Here is an 18,785-nt window from a genome sequence, read left to right as displayed (position 1 = left end):
TTTATTTAAACTCCAATGTATAATCCGGCATTTTCAGATCGCCGTCTTCGCATTTCAGTACACAGCTGCCTTCCTTTTTCCTCAGTTGATACTCCTGTCCGTATTCCGTCCGTCCCATCTTCTCCGAGCTCATATTGGCCTGTGCGATCCACTGCAGGAAAATAGCCCGTGTGTCTTCGGAAACCACTTCGTCAATCTCCGCAAACCGGATCTTCTGCTCCCTGATATACCGGAGTACCACTTCCTTCTGCTTCTGCGCCTGTCGCAGGTAGCTTTCCCGCTGTGCCATTTTTTCCAACGATTTATCAGCAAAACCTGTTCTGTCCTTTCTCTCACGATACCCTCTCGTGTGAGGCTTCAGCAAAAACAATGCCGGCTCTTCCTGATAAACACTGTTATTAATACCATCCTCGTCTCTCGGAATATTAGTCTTATAATGCTCGATCTGCTGCACTCCGAAGACATGGGCTGACAGTTTATGGGCTTCCTCCAGATCCTCACATTTCAAGAACAATTCCAGAAATTTTTTATAATCATCCTTTCGGCTGATGCCCCAGTTCTGGACCTGTACGATCAGGGCTGCATTTTGAATAATATTGCGTATAATATCACTGGTGATCTTCAATACTTTTTTAGCTTCGCATTCCTGTCCCTGTCCGTCCACGAACCAGTTTTTCAGGGAATACCATTTTCCGTATACATTTTCCCGGATGCTTGGCTCGGCATTTCCATGTATTTCCAACAGTGCATGGGGAATATCCAGTTCACTCGCCACAACCCGATCCAGAATCGTATTCTCCATGCGCTCCGTATTCTTTTCCAGCAGCTGTTCCATCCGTTTGGAGTGCCGCTGCAATTCCTGCACAAATTCATTCAGGTATTTGATAAATTTGTCCTTATGAACCATGAATTCCACTGATTTCATCAGTTTTTCCGTTTTCCCGGAGTAAAAGTCCCGCAGATAATCCTGATAGTTCTGGTTGAGCCGTTTAAAATCCTCCTGCAGCGTCTGCCACCATTCGTTCACCATCCGAAGCTCTGCATTCTCCATGTTCTCCGCCTCATCCAGACTTCTCTCCAGACGGACAAAAAAGTTGGTCGACAGATTTCCCGATTCCAAAAATAAATTTTCCAAACGTACCGTCAGACGCTCGATCTCCACAGCATATTCCGACATCGTATAGCGGTATTGCTTATTTTTATAATCGGCTATTGTGTACACTTTGCCCGGATCCTGTATCGGTGTAAGATTTTTCCACTTAACAAGCGCTTCCAGATCCTGAACCAGCTGCTCCATGGAATACGCTTCGAATGCTTCATCCTCTTTTAAGAGCCTGTAAATATCTTCTTTATACAGCTGAAAATGCATCTTTTCGTATTCCCGGTAAAAGCATCTCATAATTTTCCGGTATACCGGTGCATTCTGTACCGACAAGTAGGAAGTTTCGTTGATCTGTTCAAAATGTTCCATCCGTTTTTCCTCTCTCAGGCATCTTATTAAATATGATTATCTATATTTTGTGTCCAATTTTCAGTACTTAATTTATCCACTTCCATTCCTGCAGGCTGTCGATCGCGGTCCCGCAATATTCACACACGCCTTTGGTCACATCGATATTGGCGTCGCATTTGGGGCATTTGATCACGTGGATCCCGCTGTCCAGGGTCATGACTCTGTCGTTGTGGCTGAGGGAGAAGGTATCCTTCTGATATGCGGATGTGATCCGGCCACCTCGCAGATACACCAGTCTGACCTTCAACTCCACATCCACGCACAGTATGCCGTTCTCCACATGCTCCTGCAGCCCGGTATAGTCCATAATGTCGTAATCAATGATATTCGGCCGGGAATAGTAGCGTCTGCCGGCTTCGTAGTTCAGGTTATTATAGAACCGCTTTTTATCGATGCCGGTGGCGGTCCAGAATTCCTGCTGCCGACGGTTCTGTTTTTCTTTGTATCGTCTGACAGGCCCCAGTACCGCATAAGCATCGCACAGGTAGAAAAAGTAATAGAGGATCATAGCCAGGATTGTGCTGTAGATAAAAATCTTGCCCACATCATAGCCATTGAAGGTTCTGGAGGTATTTATGATCCACAGGCTGCATAGCAGGAATGATACGATGTAATCTACCACTCCTGTGATGATCCGGTAGACCGGGCTTTGCAATACCAGGTCATAATGGTGCTTGCCGCCCAGCTCCTTGTCTGCATAGTCGATATTGGAGGCCGCATCACAGCAGGGACAGCCGTTCACAAATTCCTTTACTTTGCCGGTAAAGCCACAGTTCTCACAGGTATGCTGTGCCTCTTCATCCATTCCGGATACATAGGTATACTCCATGCGGGAATCGAAGATTTTCTCTGTATGGAGCAGTTTCCCCTGCCGGAAATACTCCTTGCGGCAGCGGATACCTCTGTGCACATCCTCCTGTAGGTTTGCGTCTGTGGACCGGTACCTCAGGGTGCCATCGACGATGTAAGTAGTCTTGATATTGACGCCGCTTTCTGTAAGCCTGCGCATTTGAAGTGTTTCGGATATGAATGCCATTGCTTTCGTGTCCTATCTGTTATTGTTGTTATTATTGTTGTTATTGTTATTATTGTTGTTGGAAGAGGAACCACCGCTGCTGCCGGAGCCTGAGGATGGTGTGTAATGGGGGAACACTTTGAATCCCGTCCGTGACAGCAGGATTCCGTCAATGCTGCTGTCGGTGCAGTTCGCCATAATCACCTTCTGGGTTTTTGCGGTATTCTGCCCGATGATGAGGGACAGATTCTGTCTGCCTCCCTTGATGAAAGCCTCCGGCTCCTGCTCCAGGAAATGATAGATCTCCCAAAGCTCCTCCTCTGTCACCTCATAATATTTTGTCAGTTCCACGCAACGCTTCATGCGGATCAGTTCTTCATAGGTCTGCGGTTCAAAATTCATGGAAAGCCTCCTTGTCATTTTTTTGATCCAGTGTCAGATAGTAAAATTCAATGTTCTGAAAGGGGAGATTGATGGCCTGTATATGGTAATAGGCATTGTTTTCCTGCTTCCGGTAATGGCAGTCTCTCAGCTCCGTAGTGGTGCACAACAGATTGTTCGGGCTGTCCATGGCATATTCCTGTGCATATTCGCGCAGGAGCCCGGAAATATCATATACATACCATTCTTCTTCGTTGTCCCCGGAATGGTCCAGCACCCCTTTATAAATCTGATGCGTGGCAATGTGCCGCTGTTTTGTTCTCCCTTCATCCCCGTAAGTCACGGGATCTCCGGACAACAGCATCAGGTACAATGCGTTGTTCTCCGGATAATCGCATTCTTCCTCCAGCATATGCTTTTTCATGCGCAGCTTTACCGTACTGATGGGCGTCAGATATAGGATCTCCCTGGACTTCCTAAGGATCTGGGAGATCAGCGGATATCTGGTTCCATCCACGTCCAGCTCGAACACACCGCTGTCATAGATATATTGTAACTTCGCATCTTGTGCAATGATCTGTTCCAGCGCAGGATATTCTGTGGATGCTTTTGCAGGCAGATACTTTTCCGGTTCCTCCAGACGCATTTTCGTCACATATTCATATGCCGTCTCGTCAGCAGAAGCATCCGGGGCATAGCCGCGGTCCCGGTACATCTGCTGTTGCAGCAGGCAGGTGTAGCTTTTGCCGGATCCATAAACATTTTTCACAAAAGGGCAGCCCGTTTTGCACAGATACAGGTAAGCGCACCTCGCACATTCCTCGGGAAACGGTTGTCTGTTATGGTTTTGGAAGATCTTCCGTGCAGCGGTTTTCAAAATGGTATCCACCGTGTCACGGTAGATATTGCCATAGTAAAAATCTTCGTTCTTCTGACCTCTGACACAGGAATAGATGTCTCCGTTACGCTCCAACAGGAAAAATTTCTCTCCGCAATTATCGCAGTTGGTGCAGTATTCCGGTCCGAACTCATCGAACCATGCACCGTTGACCCCGGCATCCAGATTGGTCCCGTCAAAAGCCTCGTGCATCCGCCGGTAAAAGATCAGCTGTTCCTCTTCACTCATGTGATGCAGCAGGCCACAGGAATTGTAGTCAAACCCTATCATAAAATTAAAATCATTCATATCCAGGCACGTGTTCCGGTCCAGAAATCTGATATCCTCGATGATCTGATCCAGCTGTTCGAAATGCTCCCGAAAGATCGTGGCAGATACTTTTTTCTTGTCAGGGATCTCCTCCAGCAGTCGGATATTATCCAGTATCCGTTCCAGTGTGCCCTCTCCGCCCTTGGTCACCCTGTACTTTTCATGCAGGGAAAGAGGCAGATCCAGGCTGCCCGATATGGACACGTTGAACTCACGGATGGTCTCGATATGTCTGTCCAGTCCGTACAGATTCGTCTTGATGTGGGGATGCCCCACCCGGAAGCCGGCATCCGTGATGAGTTCACGCATGTCCTGATAGTAACTGCTGATATACTGGACCAGGTCATGGAATTCCCGCTCCTGCAAAGTGGTCACCTCGCCGCCATGCAGGGAAATATTAAAGGGTACCACATCCGCTTCACGGAATTTCGCGATGGCATATTGCAGGGTCTCCAGGCAATCTCCGCCCCGCAGGGTATCTACGGTGTGGTCCTCCAGATAACAGTACCGGCACTGCATGTTACATGCCATGGTCGGCACATATAACAAATGAATAAATTTAGTATTCATAGTAATCGATCCTTACAGGTGTCTCCTTGAAAGCACGCTCATTGACAGATACGCCCCGGGGCAGTGTGATCTCCCGCAGAGAATCACAGCACCGGAAAGCGGAAGACCCGATCTGCTGCAGCCTGCTGTCCGGGGAGATCACCACCTCTTCCAGACTGGTATTTCCATAAAACGCGTGTCCGCCGATCCTGGTCACGTTATCCGGGATCTCTATGCGCAGCAGGCTGCTGCATTCTTCAAAGGTGTTGCCGCGGATCTCCGTCAGACCCGCCGGAAGATTTACCTCCTCCAGACTGCTGCAATGGTAAAATGCTTCCCCGCCCAGATACGTCAGATGCTCCGGCAATGTGACACGTTCCAGGCTTCTGCAGTTTTTAAATGCCTGCCCTCGGATCTCTGTAATGCTGTCCGGCAGCGTTACCTCTGATAAAAAGGGCATATTGGAAAAGGTGTTGCCGCGCAGGCCCACTACCTTCTCCCCCTGATAAGTATCGGGGATGGTCGCCGTAGTCATATTCGTCAGACCATAGACATAAAACCGCACATAATATCCGTCATCTGCCTGCTCATAGAAGATCCTGGGCTTACTGAACAACAGCAGTGAGCCTGCCACAGCCACCGCCATGAGCGCCCATTTTAACTTTTTGCTGTAATCCGGCACCATGGATGCCTTCACATTCATGACAATATTCGAGATTTTCTCCTGGGATCTGGATCTGATCTCCTTTTTCAAATATTTTATCAGCTGATAACGGCTGGTCAAAAATGCATATACCACCAGGATGATAAGTCCGATCACATAGGTTTTCATCGGAAAATGAAAGAAAAACAGAGATATGTATACGAATAACAGAACCGCCAAAATGGCATTCAGTATGTTTTTTCTGCGCAACATATCCTCCGGGATCAGATTCTGTTCTTCCGTGATCCCGGCGCGCTGCATTTCACGCTTGATAAACCCTTCGACACAATCCTCCTCGGACATGGCAAACAGCGGATCAAAATCCTCTGCATGCACTATCCTGCCCGTTACCGTTTCGTCAGCTACCGGTGCATGGATCACCGTCTCAGCTGCTGTCTGCACCTTTTCCTCCATAGATAAAGTCATTCCCATACCGTTATTTTCCCTTCTTTTATACTGTGCATCGCACCTTTTTCGTCTCCAAAACGATGCTTAATCTTATTTTGTTTTGACACTTACCTTCTTTCCAGAAAATGCAATTCCAAATTTCAAAATATCCTGAATGCCATCTTCTTTCATTTCAGCGTCATATCTCTTCTCATCAATCTGAATTAACGCTTCATCTGCAAGCCCTGAAAGCTCATCTGCACTCAAGTCCTTTTTCCACTTAAGCTCCATAATGATTCCAGGATATCTACCTTCTCTTGGGAATAGACTAATATCATATCGTCCATCCCCGGACTCTCTGTTTGACTTAATCTTATACTGATTATCCATCAAAGCGATCAAACCAAGAACTAATCCATGATAAAATCCTTCTGCGCCAGCATCATAGAAGCTGATGGATTTATCCATATATTCAGCAATTGCTTTCTGCAGTTTCTTATAATCATTTGCATAAAGACTTTCTGCAATCTTATTGGCGGTCGTTCTTGTGATAGCTCCAATCTGTAACAGGTGCGATAATATTTCACTCTTATATACGGCTGCAATCTCTCTGTTCGGAATGGATACCTCGCACAGATAAGAACCATCTGCCTGCAATTCTTTCTTTGGTGTTTTCAAATAGCCAGCTACTAACAGTAAACTGTAAATATTTGCCGGATCCTCTGAAAGAGATCTATAAACAACATTCTGATCAATTTGGGCAATAACTCTTTCGCCTTGTAGCAAAGAATAAAGTCTTTCAGTAATATCATCCGTTGCCACCTTAAGGACATCTTCCAGAATTTCATTTTTTCCGGTATTTACCCAATAGGCCTGCGGAATGCAGCCTTTAGAAATATAATTGATTACTGACCACGGATTATAGATCTCTGTAGATCCAAATAAATATCCGTCATACCAATCCTTCAGCTCTGCTTCTTTATCCAGGGCACCATAATACTCCAGCATATCTCTGACTTCTGAAGCAGTAAATCCAAAGAACTGATCATACTTTTCATCCATCACAGAATTCACTGTTAAATTATTCAGGCCACTAAAGATGCTCTCCTGAGCAATCCGAAGAATACCAGTTAGAAATCCATAAGTTAGATTCTTATTATCCTTAAATGCTTCAGAGAAGAAATTTCTCATGAATCCAATTATTTCATCATAAAAATCCTTGGAATAACCTTCTTGAATCGGTGTGTCATATTCATCAATAATAATGATTGGCGCTTTACCATAATGTTTTGTAAGCATCTGAGATAACTTTGCTAATGATACAGTCAAGTCAACTTCTGAGGCCTCGCCATTTATGATTTTCGCAAAATAGGTCTTTTCATACTCTGCAAGTCTATCACTATCCGCAATCTCCTGATGTCTTCCAAACTCCTCCTGCAAAAGATCTTTAATCTTATCAAGAGTTGCTTTCCAGGAATCAAACTTAACATCTTTGAAAGTAAGGAATACAACTGGATACTGTCCCTGCTGTCTGCGATATTCTTCACCGCATCTCCAGATTGCTTTATTCTCGAAATATTTACTTGTATCCTCCTCTGAAATCTCAAAAAAAACTCTGAGCATATCCATGTTCAATGTCTTTCCGAAACGTCTCGGCCTTGTAAACAAAGAAACCAGTGGCTTCTGATCAAGGAATTCCTTTATAAGCAAAGTCTTATCTACATAGTAATAATCTGCCTGTGCTCTGACATAATCAGAAATACCAATCGGTAATGACTTATTATTCGCAGCCTTCTTCTTTGCGTACTTCCCTGAAGAAACTCTCTTATCAACAGGTCTTACTGCGTCATCCGGAATAAGCCACTTTCTTCCTTCTTTTATAGCACCTGGGATTTTTCCTTTATTGCACAAATCATTGATTGCACGTTTTGAACGATTCCATTCAATTGCAAATTGTTCACTAGATTTCATAACCCCCACATCTCCTTTGAAACTAGAATTTCCTATTCTGCTCAAAGTATACATTATTTCGAGCAAAATATCAATTCCGTTTTGGCTTTTTGCTCGAAATTACACTATTGTGCTTGAACCAGTGACAATACCCCCTACCCTGGCTCTCAAAACTTATATCTCTTCATGATTATTCGCTCCTTTCGTTAATCCTAAAATGTATGAACAACACTAAACTTCGCAAAAAATCGGCATCAAATCCATTTCTGAATTCAACACCGATTCTCTGCTTTTCCTTTTTTCTGTTGTAAGCCTTTCCACTCGGAACTGATGAACCGAGCATTTTAGCCTTGAAAGGGCTATCTGTTTATTCACTTTTCATGCGCTAATCTGCTTTGTTCTATTTACATCGATTACGATAATCTCATCCATCGGAACATCCAGCACTGCTGCCAGTACAACCAGATTATCGATTGTAGGCATGGCAGTTCCGTGCTGCCACTTGTAGATGGCCTGAGGAGTCGCAAATCCAAAGATATCCTGCAGGTCTCTTACAGTCAGACCTGCTACCTCTCTCAGTCTCATGATATTCCTTCCGGTAGCTACCATATCGATGGTAGGCATAGTAAACATTTCTTCCTCCGTTTCTGCTTCTGCAGGTGGAGGAAGAATGCCATCCACCTTAATCAGAAGCCTTAAAATTGTATATAGGTTTCATCACATCGATTACATCTACAGACTCTCGGATCACATCAATGATGTCCTCCAGACTCTTGTATGCCATCGGTGCCTCGTCCAATGTATTTTCATTAATCGAAGTGGTATAAATACCCTTCATTGTCTCTCTGTATTCATCCATGCTAAGATTTGCTTTCGCCTTTGTTCTGGACATAAGTCGTCCTGCTCCGTGAGGCGCAGAATAATTCCACTCCGGATTTCCTTTTCCAACAGCAAGCACACTTCCATCTCTCATATTTATTGGAATCAGCACTTTCTCTCCACTATGGGCTGCTATTGCGCCCTTTCTCAAAATCATTTCATCTGTATCAATATAATTATGAATTGTATGGAAGGCTTCTCTGCCAGCCATCCCGGTTCTCTCCAGAATAATCTCAGCCATTTTCTCTCTGCTTCGTCTTGCAAAAGCCTGGCAGATTTCAACATCGTGAAGGTAGTCCTCAAGATATTTTCCTGATAAGTAGCACAGATCTTCAGGCATACTTGTCTCAGACTCATATACCTGCCAGTGAAGCTGTTTTAACGCATCCTGAATCTCACTTCTACGTCCCTGCTCCTTATAGGTTCTGATAATCTCATCACGCTTCTCAAGATAGTCCCCATATCCTCTGTCTAGGTTAATCGCCAGCTTCTGATAAAGCTCTGCAACCTGCTTACCCAGATTACGTGAGCCTGAATGAATCACAAGATATTTGGTTCCATCACCCGCTTCATCTATCTCTATAAAGTGGTTACCACCACCAAGGGTTCCAAGTGAACGCTCTAATCTCTTTGTGTCCTTCAGTTCTCTGTAGCAAGCAAGTTCTGTCAAATCAAATCTCTCCTGGCGACCTTCCCACACGTTCATTCCCGATGGAATAAAATGTGCAGCCTCATCAACCTTTACAAAATCAATATCAACCTTGCCTAAGTTCACGGTATACATACCGCATCCGATATCAACACCCACTACATTTGGAACAGCCTTATCAGTAATTGTCATTGTGGTTCCAATAGTGCAGCCTTTACCGGAATGAACATCAGGCATGATTCTTATTCTTGATCCTTCCGTCATCGGATAATCACACATACGTCTGATTTGTTCTATCGCTTCATCCTCTACTACTCTTGCATAGCAGATGGCTGTATTTATTTTTCCTTTGATTTCAATTAAATCCATGCTTCTCTTACCTCATTTCTGTGATATTTACATTGGACAGTGCCCCGCGGGGGACTCGAACCCCTAACCACCTGATTAAAAGTCAGGTGCTCTACCATTGAGCTAACGGAGCATAACGCAGAACTGCCTTACCAATTAGGCTTATATCTGCAAAAAAATACCGCCTACCATGTGCATCCACACAAGATAAGCGGTTCAAAATCTATGTATCCGGTTGTCCTCTCCTGTCCCTACGACAGGTCTACATCCATCACCACAGTATTCCCTTCAAGCTTATTCTTATCTGAATACACAAAGCTAAAGCCCCACTCTTTTTCATAATCGAGTGCTGCATTTTTCAAACTTTCCAAATATAAATAACTTGATCGAATAGCTGTGAACATTCTTTTTTCCTTTCCCAGACCCATCGCTTCGGATCCGCTTTTCTTTCTTTGTTATCGACAGAATACCACAACAACATTAGTTTGTCATTATACTTGTGGTATAACTTCGACGCATACCTTTTTAAAAATACATTTAAGAAGCATTTTAATATTACTCCTTTGGGTTATCGTGAACAAACATTTCACTGACCGGATAGAAATAAACTATTGCACACTCAGTCTTCCTTCTCCCCGTCTTCCTCCCCCCATTGTAAACAAAGTTTTCCCATTATAGCAGTCCGGACTGAACAGTTCCTGCTTATGGGTGACCGGGGTAAATACCTTCGTCTCCCCGGGAGCGATTTCTTCATGGTTGAAGATTAGGCTGTATCCCTTTTGATTTTTGATCACGACCTGCTTAATATTATCGGACCAGCTGTAGGTCTCCATGACATTGCCGAATCCCTTCGGAAAATACCGGAAGCCCTGTCTTTAAGGTGTGAACATGTTAATCTCACTGAAGGAGTCATCAGCGTTGTAGGCACAAAAGGATACAATGAGCACTATATTGTACTGCATGATTCCATGCTGGAACTTGTGCAGCAATTCAATCAGAAAATGGATTGTATTTTTCCAGACAGAGAATATTTTTTCGTGTCAAGAGATAACGTCCGTTTTAACAGTAGCTGGTTAAGTGATAACTTTCGTATCATATGGGATTCTGTTAACACTTCCCATGCAACCGCCTATGATTTGAGGCATAATTATGCAATAGAAAATATCAACAGATGGACCAATGAAGGGTTCTATTTCTATGATAAAATCGCATTTTTGAGTAAGAGCATGGGGCATGTCACATTAGAAAGCACAAAATACTATTACTCAATTGTTCCTAATCTAAGCAGCATTATGATGAATCAGACAAACGAAACTTTTGACTGGATTGTCCCGGAGGTAAATGCAGATGAAGAAATCTACTAATCAAGGTGTATGCATCGCCCGTCACATCACCGGCATGGTGTGCAGGTACTTGATGATGCCGCTTGTCAGGGAATGCATGATATCCGGGACAACGGATGCGATGATCACTGCGTCGATCTGCTTCGAATCGATCCCCCGGTGTTCCAGTATGCCGCAGATCGTCATTCCGTATTCATCCGAAGTGCGCTGACGTTTTGTCGTCATGCGGAACATGCCGGGAAGGAACTCCCTGTCAAACACCCCCATTGTGATATTCGTATTTCCCACATCGACCATAAGCAGCATAGCTTTCCTACTCTGACATTTCTTCCCACCTGGGTCCTGCATATTTTTCTCCATGTTTGTATATCATAGCAGTCAAAAAAGGGCGGAGTCAACGCTTTTGCAAGGATTTCGATACAGCACATGTACCGCGGTTACCGGTCACAATAACATGCCACGCGGCAGTGGACCCGAACAGAACTGTCTTTTCCGCCGCTCAGCAAAACAGCGGGCAGAAATCCTCCCTGCCCGCTGTCCACCCAGCCACTGGTTTTCTCTTCTTTACTTTATTTTATATCTGTGCAAGTCAGTCTTACAGATGGATTTCAGAAATATCCAGCTTTTCTATGCTGATATCACCTTTTCCTGTCTGAAGCCATAATTTCTGTTCTTCTAACGCAGGAAATACAGTGCACGTCATTCCGGTTTCTCCTTTATTTACAAAAAATTCCACTGTACATTTATCGACCAAAACCATGATCTCAAAGGTTTCTTTCAGTCCGTTAAACAAACAGGTCGTTTTTCCTTTCGGGATAAACACCTCATCCCCATTTCTCCTGTCAAGCGATACCGAGCACTTTTCAAAATCTATACTGATAATCGTGGCTTTATCTCCATATGCTTTTGTTCCGATCTTCAATACGTCAGCCCGGTTTTCAGACAGATCAATATGGATTTTCAGACAGTACGCTCCGGATGCAGGTGAGGCGATCTCAGTCCTTTCAGACGTTATCTTCAAATCTCTATATGTATGCTCTGGGTATAAAATCGTCTGAAGCTCTTCTACAGGATATACCCGAAGCTTCCCATCATCTCCCAGGCTGATTTCCCGCGGATAGCTCAGGGAGCCGCGCCAGTTTTCCTGCTCAGTCCTTCCAAAGTCATTAAACCACGGCAACCATTCCCAGCTGTTTTGCCATGCAATTACAAGACGCCTTCCCTTTGGATCGAGCATTGTCTGTGCTGCATAATAGTCCATACCATAGTCAAGTTCTCCAGTTGTTTCAATCGTAAATCTGCAATTTTCAAAATCCATATGTCCTACCGCATAAACCGTCTTTTCCGCATTTACCGCATGCATCAGCGAAAAGAGGAGAACCCACTTATTCCCAAGAGGAAAAAGATCCGGGCATTCACACATGGACGTCCACTCCCCGTTGCATTTCAGGAGAATTCCTTTGTACTGCCAGTGCATCAGATCATCTGATACATACAGAAAAATCCTACCGTCCCCTATCTTTAGCCCTCCTGTTGTAGAGCCTACTACCATATAATATTTATCTCCTGCCTGTATCACTTTCGGATCCCGAAAGTTAGAGACCTCCCCTTCATGAGCCGGCGGATGGGGCACGACCGGATTTCCGCTGTATTTTTCAAACTTAATCCCATCATCTGAATACGCCATACACTGCGACTGTACCAACATGTTTCCATGTCTTGATGTCCCGGTATAAAAAACATACAACCGATCGCCGCGCACGATCGCACTGCCGGAAAAACATCCCCCAACTTCATCCGTATCATATTCCTGATCCGGATACAAAGCAATCGGCAGATCTTCCCAGTGAGTAAGATCTTTGCTGACTGCATGCCCCCAATACATTTTGCTCCATTCACATCCATGCGGATTGTACTGATAAAACAGATGATACATTCCCTTAAAATAGCAAAAGCCATTCGGGTCATTTATCCAGCCATACGGGGCAGTGAAGTGAAAAACCGGGCGTAGTGGCGTCATTTTTCTCGTATTCATTTCGTATATTCTCCTTTCAGTTATCGGGGCAGCCGATCCCAGCTGCCCCTTTTCACGATCCTGTTATTCCCATCGGCGTTACTGCTGCGACTTCGCCTCCAACTCCGCTATTTTTAAGTCAAACTGATCGAGCATTTCCTGTTTATCTATCGAGCCTGAAATATAAGACTGCATGATAGCACCGAACTGCAGATCTGCTGTCAGGTCTGGGAACGCGTACCAATACCATCCAAAATATTCTCCGTTTTTGAAATACTGGTCAGCTTCCTCAAGTATCTGTCCAAGTTCAGAAGCGTCATATTTACAGTTTGACATAGCAGGTATCATCTGATATTCTTTAAAAATATTCACCCCGGAATCAGACAGCGCCCAGTAAGCCACGAGTTCCTTAGACAGCTCGGTATTCTCATTTTCCGCGATTGAAAATCCGTCTGCCGCATCTCCGGCTATAAAATTTTCATCCTCATTATTATTGATAGACATAGGTATAATACCGATATCCAAATCCGGATTTATCTCTTTCAGTGCGCTTTCACACCAGCTCCCTGCCTGGATCATAGCCACCTGTTCAGTTGCAAATAATGTATAAATCGCATCATCATCACATGTCAGGACATCATCTGTACTGTGCTGGATCGTATATTCAAAGAAATCCGCCCATTGATTAAATGCCTCGTCATCAGCACAGGTGGCTTCGCCGGACCTCAACTGCTGAATAAAAGCGGTCGGATCGTCATGATGTCCCAGCGCGACATTAAACGAATGCGCAAGCCGGGCTGTAAGCCCCCCCGGTATACCAAACGGAGTAACACCGATTGCTTCAAGCTTTTCGCATGCATCCTGCAGTTCCTCAAAGGTGTCCGGCAGTTCACTGATCCCCGCCTTTTCAAACATATCCTTATTATAGACGTAACTGATACTTTGAAGGTTTATCGGAAATCCATAATACTCCCCGTCCGCCCCCCATCGCTGTTTTGAGGCCTCCGGAAGATATTGCGCCCACTCTTCATCCGTGATTGGGGACATATACTGCTGAAATGTGTCAAGCCAGCTATAACCGGCATTCATAAAGATATCCGGACCGTCGCCGGACGCAAAGCGGGTCTGGAGCACTGTTCTGTAATCATCACCCGTTACAGCTTCATATTCAATCGTCACGCCCGGGTGCTCTTCCATAAATTCCTGATTCATCTTTTCGATCCCGCTCTGTACCGGATCCGCAAGCCAGCTCATAATTTTAATTGTAACCTCTGTACTGTCTCCGCCAGGATTCGGATTTTTTGCTTCCTGATTTCCCGCACATCCTGCCAGAGAAATACACATTATACCTGTAAGCACAATTGAAACCAGTTTTTTCATGTCTTTTTTCATGTCATTAATACCTCCTGAATCTTATTTGTAGCATCAGGTTCCCGGGCGCCTGACGTGCAGCTGCTTTACGTCAGACACTTATGGTCCTGTGCCTACTCCCGTTACATGGGCACTATCCCTTGACAGCGCCGGATACAATTCCTCCTGTGATCTGTTTTTGTAAAATTACAAACATGATAATTGCCGGTGTAAGAACCATCGTAAGCGACGCCATTGCAAGGTCCCAGGGTCTTTCATACGCAGTAAAAAACGTATACATGACCAAAGGCAGCGTTCGCAGTTCATTATCTGATATCAGCACAAATGGAAGCAGAAAATCATTATATATCCACAGCACATCAAGTACGGCAACCGTCACGCAGATAGGTTTCAGCAGCGGAAGGATAATACAGCGGTACACCTGAAACAGCGAGCCACCGTCTATCAGCGCAGCCTCCTCTATCTCCCTGGGAATACTGCTCAGGAACCCATAAAAGAGAAAGACCGCAAACGGGATCCCATATCCGTAATATGCAAGTAGAACTCCAATCCTCGTATTATACAGCCCTATTGAAGCTATTATCTTTATAAGCGGTATCATGACGGTCTGAAAAGGAACAAGGATCGATGAAACAAGCAAAAGATAAACGAATTTATTCACCCTGGTCCTGTGTCTGGCAAGTCTGTATGCAGCCATTGAACATATGACTAGCAGCCCCGCAACACCAAACACAACAAAAAACAGAGAGTTCTTTAATGCCTGTCCGAAATCGATCTTCTCCATCACACGCCCGAAATTATTCCAGCTAATCTCAACAGGGAGCCCCAACGGGGACAGATATATCTCTCTTACCGTTTTAACAGAATTGACAAAAACCAGGTACAGAGGAGATACAAACACTATGCCAACAGCTAAAGCTGCGATACTCAGAATCCAGGTTTTTATTATATGTTTTTTATGTTTCCTTCTCACATCTGCACCTCCCTGCTCTGTGTAAATTTAAGCTGGACAAATGTAAGAGCTGCAACAACGAGGAAAAATATCGTCGATTTCGCACAGCCAAGACCATGGTTTGATCTTGCAAACGCCTCATTATAAATATCCATCGCTACTGAAACCGTAGAATTTGCAGGTCCGCCGTTTGTCAGCGCAAAATTGACATCAAAAACTTTAAATGCTGTATTTGCCGCATAAAATAATCCAATCGTAACTGCCGGCATGATCAGTGGGAATTTCACTTTTCTGAATATCTGAAATCCCCCTGCCCCGTCAAGCTGCGCTGATTCGACCAGTTCAGACGGTATATTCAGCAAAGCGGCGATATAAATAAACATTACATACCCTGCCATCTGCCAGACGCTCACCATGACCAGTGCATAAAACGCCATTTTCGGCGTAGCCAGCCAGGACGTCTCCAGCAGATCACTGTTCATTGCCGTCCCTATCTGAGGAAAGACCTTATTATATATGAATTGCCAGATAAACCCCAGCACAAGTCCGCTTACCATATACGGAAGGATTATCATCGTTCTGGAAAGATTTCTGAATTTTACAAATTTATTTGTCAGAAGCACTGCAAATACAAGCCCAAGAATGTTCACAGCCGCCACATACATAAATGCATATTTCGCAGTAAACCACAAGTTCCGGCCAAACGAGTCCGTCCCGCTGAATATCAGCTTATAATTCGAAAGGCCCGTCCATTCCGGCGCCGTCTGCCCATTCCATGACGTAAATGAAAGAATTACGCTCATCAAGAAGGGCAGAAGCACAAAAATAAGAAATATTATAAGAGCAGGTCCGACAAACACACAGTCATACATTATTTCCCTTTGTTTGCGCTTTCGTCCCTTCACCCCCATCATCTGATCGCAGCCCCTTTCCACACATACGTCTTTGTCTTCGTAAATTCATCCAGCGTAGCATACAATCCCTCTGTACCGAGCCCACTTTTTCTGTGTCCGCCAAACGGCATATCATGTGTGCGATACAGACCTGTTCCATTGATCGTACAGTTTCCTGCATCTAACTGCCGCGCAACCCGAATCGCCCGCTGTATCTCTCCTGAAATAACACCGCTTGAAAGCCCATACGTGCAGTTGTCGGCAATGGCAACCGCCTGTTCCTCTGTTTTAAATTTGATCAAAGGAAATACCGGTCCGAACACTTCAAGATTCTGAGCGATATCCATAGCCGGGGTAACCCCTGTAAGCACTGTCGGTTCGAAAAAGTTTCCGTCAAATCTTCTGCCTCCGCACAGGCAGTACGCCCCGGCTTTTACTGTTCGATCCACGATCTCCTCAACTCTTTGCGCCGCCCTTTCATCGATCAGCGGTCCGATCCTGCTGCCCTGATCCAGAGGATCCCCAATCTTCATCCCTTTCAGGCGTTCCGCAAGACGTCCGGCAAATTCATCATAAATATTTTCCTGTACGATAAACCTTTTCGAAGAACAGCACGCCTGTCCGGCATGGACAATCCTTCCATTTATTGCCTCCGTTACTGCCGTATCCAGATCCACATCGTCAAAAATGATCAAAGGGTCATTCCCCCCGAGCTCAAGAAAACACCGCGACAGATTCTTTGCCGCCGAAACATATATGGAAATCCCAGCCTCTGTACTTCCCGTCATGCTCACTGCGTCTATTTTATCTGATGATGCAAGCGCGCTGCCGACTACAGAACCGTGTCCTGTAATTACCTGGAGCGCTTTTGGCTCTACCCCACACTCTATTATCAATTCCGAGAGATAGATTGATGAAAGCGGTGTCTCGACAGATGGTTTTATTATAATGGCATTCCCTGCCGCCAAAGCAGGGGCAACTTTCTGGGCATAGAGTTCAACAGGAAAATTGAACGGCAAAATACATGCCACAACCCCCAGCGGTTCCCGGGTAACGAGGATCATATCTTCATTTGACGGCAGCACAGAATCATAATCATATCTCAGTCTGTTTGCGTACTCTTTAAACAATCCGATCGCATGATCAACTTCCTCCTCGGCCTGCGTATAGATTTTCCCTGCCTCTTTTGAAAGGAGAAGCGCAATATCCTTTTTTTTCTCCGCAATCTTAGAAGAAACTTTCTCCAGGATCCTGACCCGTTCCAGCACAGGCACTCTTCCCCACTTCTCCGCGCCTTCCCGGGCGCATTCCAGAGCTGTATCGATATCGTTCAGGTCTGCGCACGGCACACTGTCGATTTCTTCATGAGTGTATGGATTTATGACAATGATTTCTTCTCTTCCCTCTGTCCCGACTTTTTTCCCATTCAACAACATTTTCATTCAGCGCAACCTCCTTATTGAACCTGAAACTCTTTAACAACATCCCAGTCCAGATCTACTCCTATACCTGGAAGATCCGGCACTTTTACAACTCCATCTTTCATTAATACTGGTGCTTTTGATAATCGGTCTCTCAGGGGATTTTCATCCAGAGTATACTCGATATATTTCGAACTGTTCATGCTCAGCGCCAACTGAAGATTTGCCGCGAGAGATACCATGGAAGCAGAAAAATGCATAACTGTCATCTTTCCCCAGGCCTCTGCCAGCATAGCGATCCTTCTCGCTTCACTTATCCCTCCCGTCCATATCACATCTGTCTGCACGATATCTACGCCATTATGTACGATAAACGGTTTGAGCCCATGCAGAGTAAGTTCTGTCTCGTATCCTGCAATCGGGATATCTACTTCCGCTGCTAACTTTGCGCTCTCTTCCCAAAAATCGGACGAGAGAGGTTCCTCCAGAAAATATACGTCCTGAGTTTCAAAAAAACGCGCCATTTTCAGAGCTGTCTCATAATCCCATGAATTATTTGCATCAACAGCAAGCTTAACATCCGTTCCAAGAACTTCTCTAACTGCTGCGACTCTCTCCATGTCTTCGCCCGGCTGCGCTCCTCCCACCTTCATTTTCATCATCTGGAATCCCTGGGCTTTGTATCCCGCCGCTTCTTTCCTGAGATCCTCTATTGTTTTTCCCGGCGCATAGTATCCCGCACTTGCATAGGGATAAATACAGTCATGGGCTTTTCCCAAAAGAGAGCATACGGGAAGCCCGGCTTTCTTCCCAAGGATATCCCACAATGCAATATCCACCGCACTCAAAGCTGCGATCCCAATGCCTCGTTTTCCAAAACGGAACGTCTGCTGATAAATACGGTTCCACAAACGCGTGATTTCCAGCGGGTTACTGCCTATAAGAAGAGGCGCAAGACACTCCAAGGTATACGCCGCGACCGAATCCAGACATCCGAGCGCAAAACCTTCTCCTATGCCATAGATTTCTTCATCTGTTTCTATCTTCAGAAGAAACACATCCCGGCTTGGGATTCGCGCTAGTCCGTCTCTCAGGGGCTTCTGAGGGTAATAACGGAGTTTAACGGGTTCAATTTTTGTAATAATCATTTCTTCTCCTTTCTGCCATCTCAGACCTATCCCCTGTAATCTCCCGAAGTTCCGTCTGTATG

Annotated in this window: 16 protein-coding genes, 1 tRNA gene and 1 pseudogene; 1 reads left to right on the top strand and 17 read right to left on the bottom strand. The window is 45.0% G+C overall.

The annotated features are described in order from the left end of the window. Nucleotide 1: 1 nt before the first annotated feature. The 10 genes from H9Q77_RS03035 to H9Q77_RS02990 form a co-directional block, all read right to left on the bottom strand. Nucleotides 2-1,471 carry a TIGR02677 family protein gene (locus tag H9Q77_RS03035; RefSeq protein ID WP_249326499.1) on the bottom strand — a complete coding sequence of 490 codons (1,470 nt, stop codon included), beginning with the start codon at nucleotides 1,469-1,471 and terminating at the stop codon, nucleotides 2-4. Nucleotides 1,472-1,538: 67 nt separating this feature from the next. After that, nucleotides 1,539-2,549, bottom strand: a complete 1,011-nt coding sequence (locus tag H9Q77_RS03030; RefSeq protein WP_249326498.1) for a hypothetical protein — start codon at nucleotides 2,547-2,549, stop codon at nucleotides 1,539-1,541. 12 nt (nucleotides 2,550-2,561) lie between these two features. Beyond that, nucleotides 2,562-2,930 (bottom strand): hypothetical protein, encoded by a 369-nt coding sequence (locus H9Q77_RS03025; protein ID WP_118547313.1) that lies wholly within the window; start codon nucleotides 2,928-2,930, stop codon nucleotides 2,562-2,564. Beyond that, nucleotides 2,920-4,686, bottom strand: coding sequence for a radical SAM/SPASM domain-containing protein (locus H9Q77_RS03020; protein ID WP_249326497.1), 1,767 nt, complete (start codon nucleotides 4,684-4,686; stop codon nucleotides 2,920-2,922). The genes H9Q77_RS03025 and H9Q77_RS03020 overlap by 11 nt, the downstream gene beginning before the upstream one ends. Beyond that, nucleotides 4,676-5,800 (bottom strand): leucine-rich repeat domain-containing protein, encoded by a 1,125-nt coding sequence (locus tag H9Q77_RS03015; RefSeq protein ID WP_249326496.1) that lies wholly within the window; start codon nucleotides 5,798-5,800, stop codon nucleotides 4,676-4,678. The genes H9Q77_RS03020 and H9Q77_RS03015 overlap by 11 nt, the downstream gene beginning before the upstream one ends. 66 nt (nucleotides 5,801-5,866) lie before the next feature. After that, nucleotides 5,867-7,726 carry an AAA family ATPase gene (locus tag H9Q77_RS03010; RefSeq protein WP_249326495.1) on the bottom strand — a complete coding sequence of 620 codons (1,860 nt, stop codon included), beginning with the start codon at nucleotides 7,724-7,726 and terminating at the stop codon, nucleotides 5,867-5,869. Nucleotides 7,727-8,083: 357 nt separating this feature from the next. Next, nucleotides 8,084-8,338 (bottom strand): helix-turn-helix domain-containing protein, encoded by a 255-nt coding sequence (locus H9Q77_RS03005; RefSeq protein WP_022152775.1) that lies wholly within the window; start codon nucleotides 8,336-8,338, stop codon nucleotides 8,084-8,086. A 49-nt stretch (nucleotides 8,339-8,387) separates the two neighbouring features. Continuing rightward, complete coding sequence (locus tag H9Q77_RS03000) at nucleotides 8,388-9,602, bottom strand: RtcB family protein (protein ID WP_118547317.1); 1,215 nt, start codon at nucleotides 9,600-9,602, stop codon at nucleotides 8,388-8,390. Between the two features lie 40 nt (nucleotides 9,603-9,642). After that, nucleotides 9,643-9,714, bottom strand: a tRNA-Lys gene (locus tag H9Q77_RS02995). A 118-nt stretch (nucleotides 9,715-9,832) separates the two neighbouring features. Then, nucleotides 9,833-9,985 carry a hypothetical protein gene (locus H9Q77_RS02990; protein ID WP_249326494.1) on the bottom strand — a complete coding sequence of 51 codons (153 nt, stop codon included), beginning with the start codon at nucleotides 9,983-9,985 and terminating at the stop codon, nucleotides 9,833-9,835. A gap of 375 nt (nucleotides 9,986-10,360) precedes the next feature. Here H9Q77_RS02990 and H9Q77_RS02985 point away from each other — a divergent pair, with 375 nt between their 5' ends. Next, on the top strand, nucleotides 10,361-10,945 hold the full coding sequence (locus H9Q77_RS02985) for a tyrosine-type recombinase/integrase (RefSeq protein WP_118547318.1): 585 nt from the start codon (nucleotides 10,361-10,363) through the stop codon (nucleotides 10,943-10,945). Nucleotides 10,946-10,969: 24 nt separating this feature from the next. Here H9Q77_RS02985 and H9Q77_RS02980 read toward each other — a convergent pair. From H9Q77_RS02980 to H9Q77_RS02950, 7 genes and pseudogenes are all read right to left on the bottom strand, one after another. After that, nucleotides 10,970-11,230, bottom strand: a pseudogene (locus tag H9Q77_RS02980) (type III pantothenate kinase); the annotation flags it as partial. 289 nt (nucleotides 11,231-11,519) lie between these two features. Further along, on the bottom strand, nucleotides 11,520-12,860 hold the full coding sequence (locus tag H9Q77_RS02975) for a glycoside hydrolase family 32 protein (protein ID WP_249327125.1): 1,341 nt from the start codon (nucleotides 12,858-12,860) through the stop codon (nucleotides 11,520-11,522). 177 nt (nucleotides 12,861-13,037) lie between these two features. Then, nucleotides 13,038-14,330, bottom strand: a complete 1,293-nt coding sequence (locus H9Q77_RS02970; protein WP_249326493.1) for an ABC transporter substrate-binding protein — start codon at nucleotides 14,328-14,330, stop codon at nucleotides 13,038-13,040. A gap of 112 nt (nucleotides 14,331-14,442) precedes the next feature. Continuing rightward, the gene (locus H9Q77_RS02965) at nucleotides 14,443-15,282 is read right to left on the bottom strand and encodes a carbohydrate ABC transporter permease (RefSeq protein ID WP_118547322.1); all 840 of its coding nucleotides are present in this window, start codon (nucleotides 15,280-15,282) and stop codon (nucleotides 14,443-14,445) included. Continuing rightward, nucleotides 15,279-16,175 (bottom strand): carbohydrate ABC transporter permease, encoded by an 897-nt coding sequence (locus H9Q77_RS02960; protein WP_249326492.1) that lies wholly within the window; start codon nucleotides 16,173-16,175, stop codon nucleotides 15,279-15,281. Before H9Q77_RS02960 ends, H9Q77_RS02965 begins: the two co-directional genes overlap by 4 nt. Next, entirely contained in the window at nucleotides 16,172-17,596 is a 1,425-nt protein-coding gene (locus H9Q77_RS02955; protein WP_118547324.1) for an aldehyde dehydrogenase family protein, read from the bottom strand. The genes H9Q77_RS02960 and H9Q77_RS02955 overlap by 4 nt, the downstream gene beginning before the upstream one ends. Nucleotides 17,597-17,610: 14 nt before the next feature. Beyond that, nucleotides 17,611-18,723: a mandelate racemase/muconate lactonizing enzyme family protein gene (locus H9Q77_RS02950; RefSeq protein ID WP_118547325.1), complete on the bottom strand. Its 1,113-nt coding sequence runs from the start codon at nucleotides 18,721-18,723 to the stop codon at nucleotides 17,611-17,613. Nucleotides 18,724-18,785 lie beyond the last annotated feature (62 nt).

The organism is Simiaoa sunii (assembly GCF_014337175.1).
In the GTDB taxonomy this organism is placed as follows: Bacteria; Bacillota; Clostridia; order Lachnospirales; family Lachnospiraceae; genus Acetatifactor; species Acetatifactor intestinalis.
This window is presented reverse-complemented; position numbering and strand designations above follow the sequence as displayed.

Excerpts from the sequence above, each read along its gene's own strand:
- H9Q77_RS03030 (WP_249326498.1), bottom strand. The coding sequence starts at position 2,549 with ATGGCATTCATATCCGAAACACTTCAAATGCGCAGGCTTACAGAAAGC.
- H9Q77_RS03035 (WP_249326499.1), bottom strand. The coding sequence starts at position 1,471 with ATGGAACATTTTGAACAGATCAACGAAACTTCCTACTTGTCGGTACAG.
- H9Q77_RS02990 (WP_249326494.1), bottom strand. The coding sequence starts at position 9,985 with ATGTTCACAGCTATTCGATCAAGTTATTTATATTTGGAAAGTTTGAAA.
- H9Q77_RS02960 (WP_249326492.1), bottom strand. The coding sequence starts at position 16,175 with ATGATGGGGGTGAAGGGACGAAAGCGCAAACAAAGGGAAATAATGTAT.
- H9Q77_RS03015 (WP_249326496.1), bottom strand. The coding sequence starts at position 5,800 with ATGGGAATGACTTTATCTATGGAGGAAAAGGTGCAGACAGCAGCTGAG.
- H9Q77_RS02970 (WP_249326493.1), bottom strand. The coding sequence starts at position 14,330 with ATGAAAAAAGACATGAAAAAACTGGTTTCAATTGTGCTTACAGGTATA.
- H9Q77_RS03010 (WP_249326495.1), bottom strand. The coding sequence starts at position 7,726 with ATGAAATCTAGTGAACAATTTGCAATTGAATGGAATCGTTCAAAACGT.
- H9Q77_RS03020 (WP_249326497.1), bottom strand. The coding sequence starts at position 4,686 with ATGAATACTAAATTTATTCATTTGTTATATGTGCCGACCATGGCATGT.
- H9Q77_RS02975 (WP_249327125.1), bottom strand. The coding sequence starts at position 12,860 with ATGTATCATCTGTTTTATCAGTACAATCCGCATGGATGTGAATGGAGC.
- H9Q77_RS02955 (WP_118547324.1), bottom strand. The coding sequence starts at position 17,596 with ATGAAAATGTTGTTGAATGGGAAAAAAGTCGGGACAGAGGGAAGAGAA.
- H9Q77_RS03025 (WP_118547313.1), bottom strand. The coding sequence starts at position 2,930 with ATGAATTTTGAACCGCAGACCTATGAAGAACTGATCCGCATGAAGCGT.
- H9Q77_RS02950 (WP_118547325.1), bottom strand. The coding sequence starts at position 18,723 with ATGATTATTACAAAAATTGAACCCGTTAAACTCCGTTATTACCCTCAG.
- H9Q77_RS03000 (WP_118547317.1), bottom strand. The coding sequence starts at position 9,602 with ATGGATTTAATTGAAATCAAAGGAAAAATAAATACAGCCATCTGCTAT.
- H9Q77_RS03005 (WP_022152775.1), bottom strand. The coding sequence starts at position 8,338 with ATGTTTACTATGCCTACCATCGATATGGTAGCTACCGGAAGGAATATC.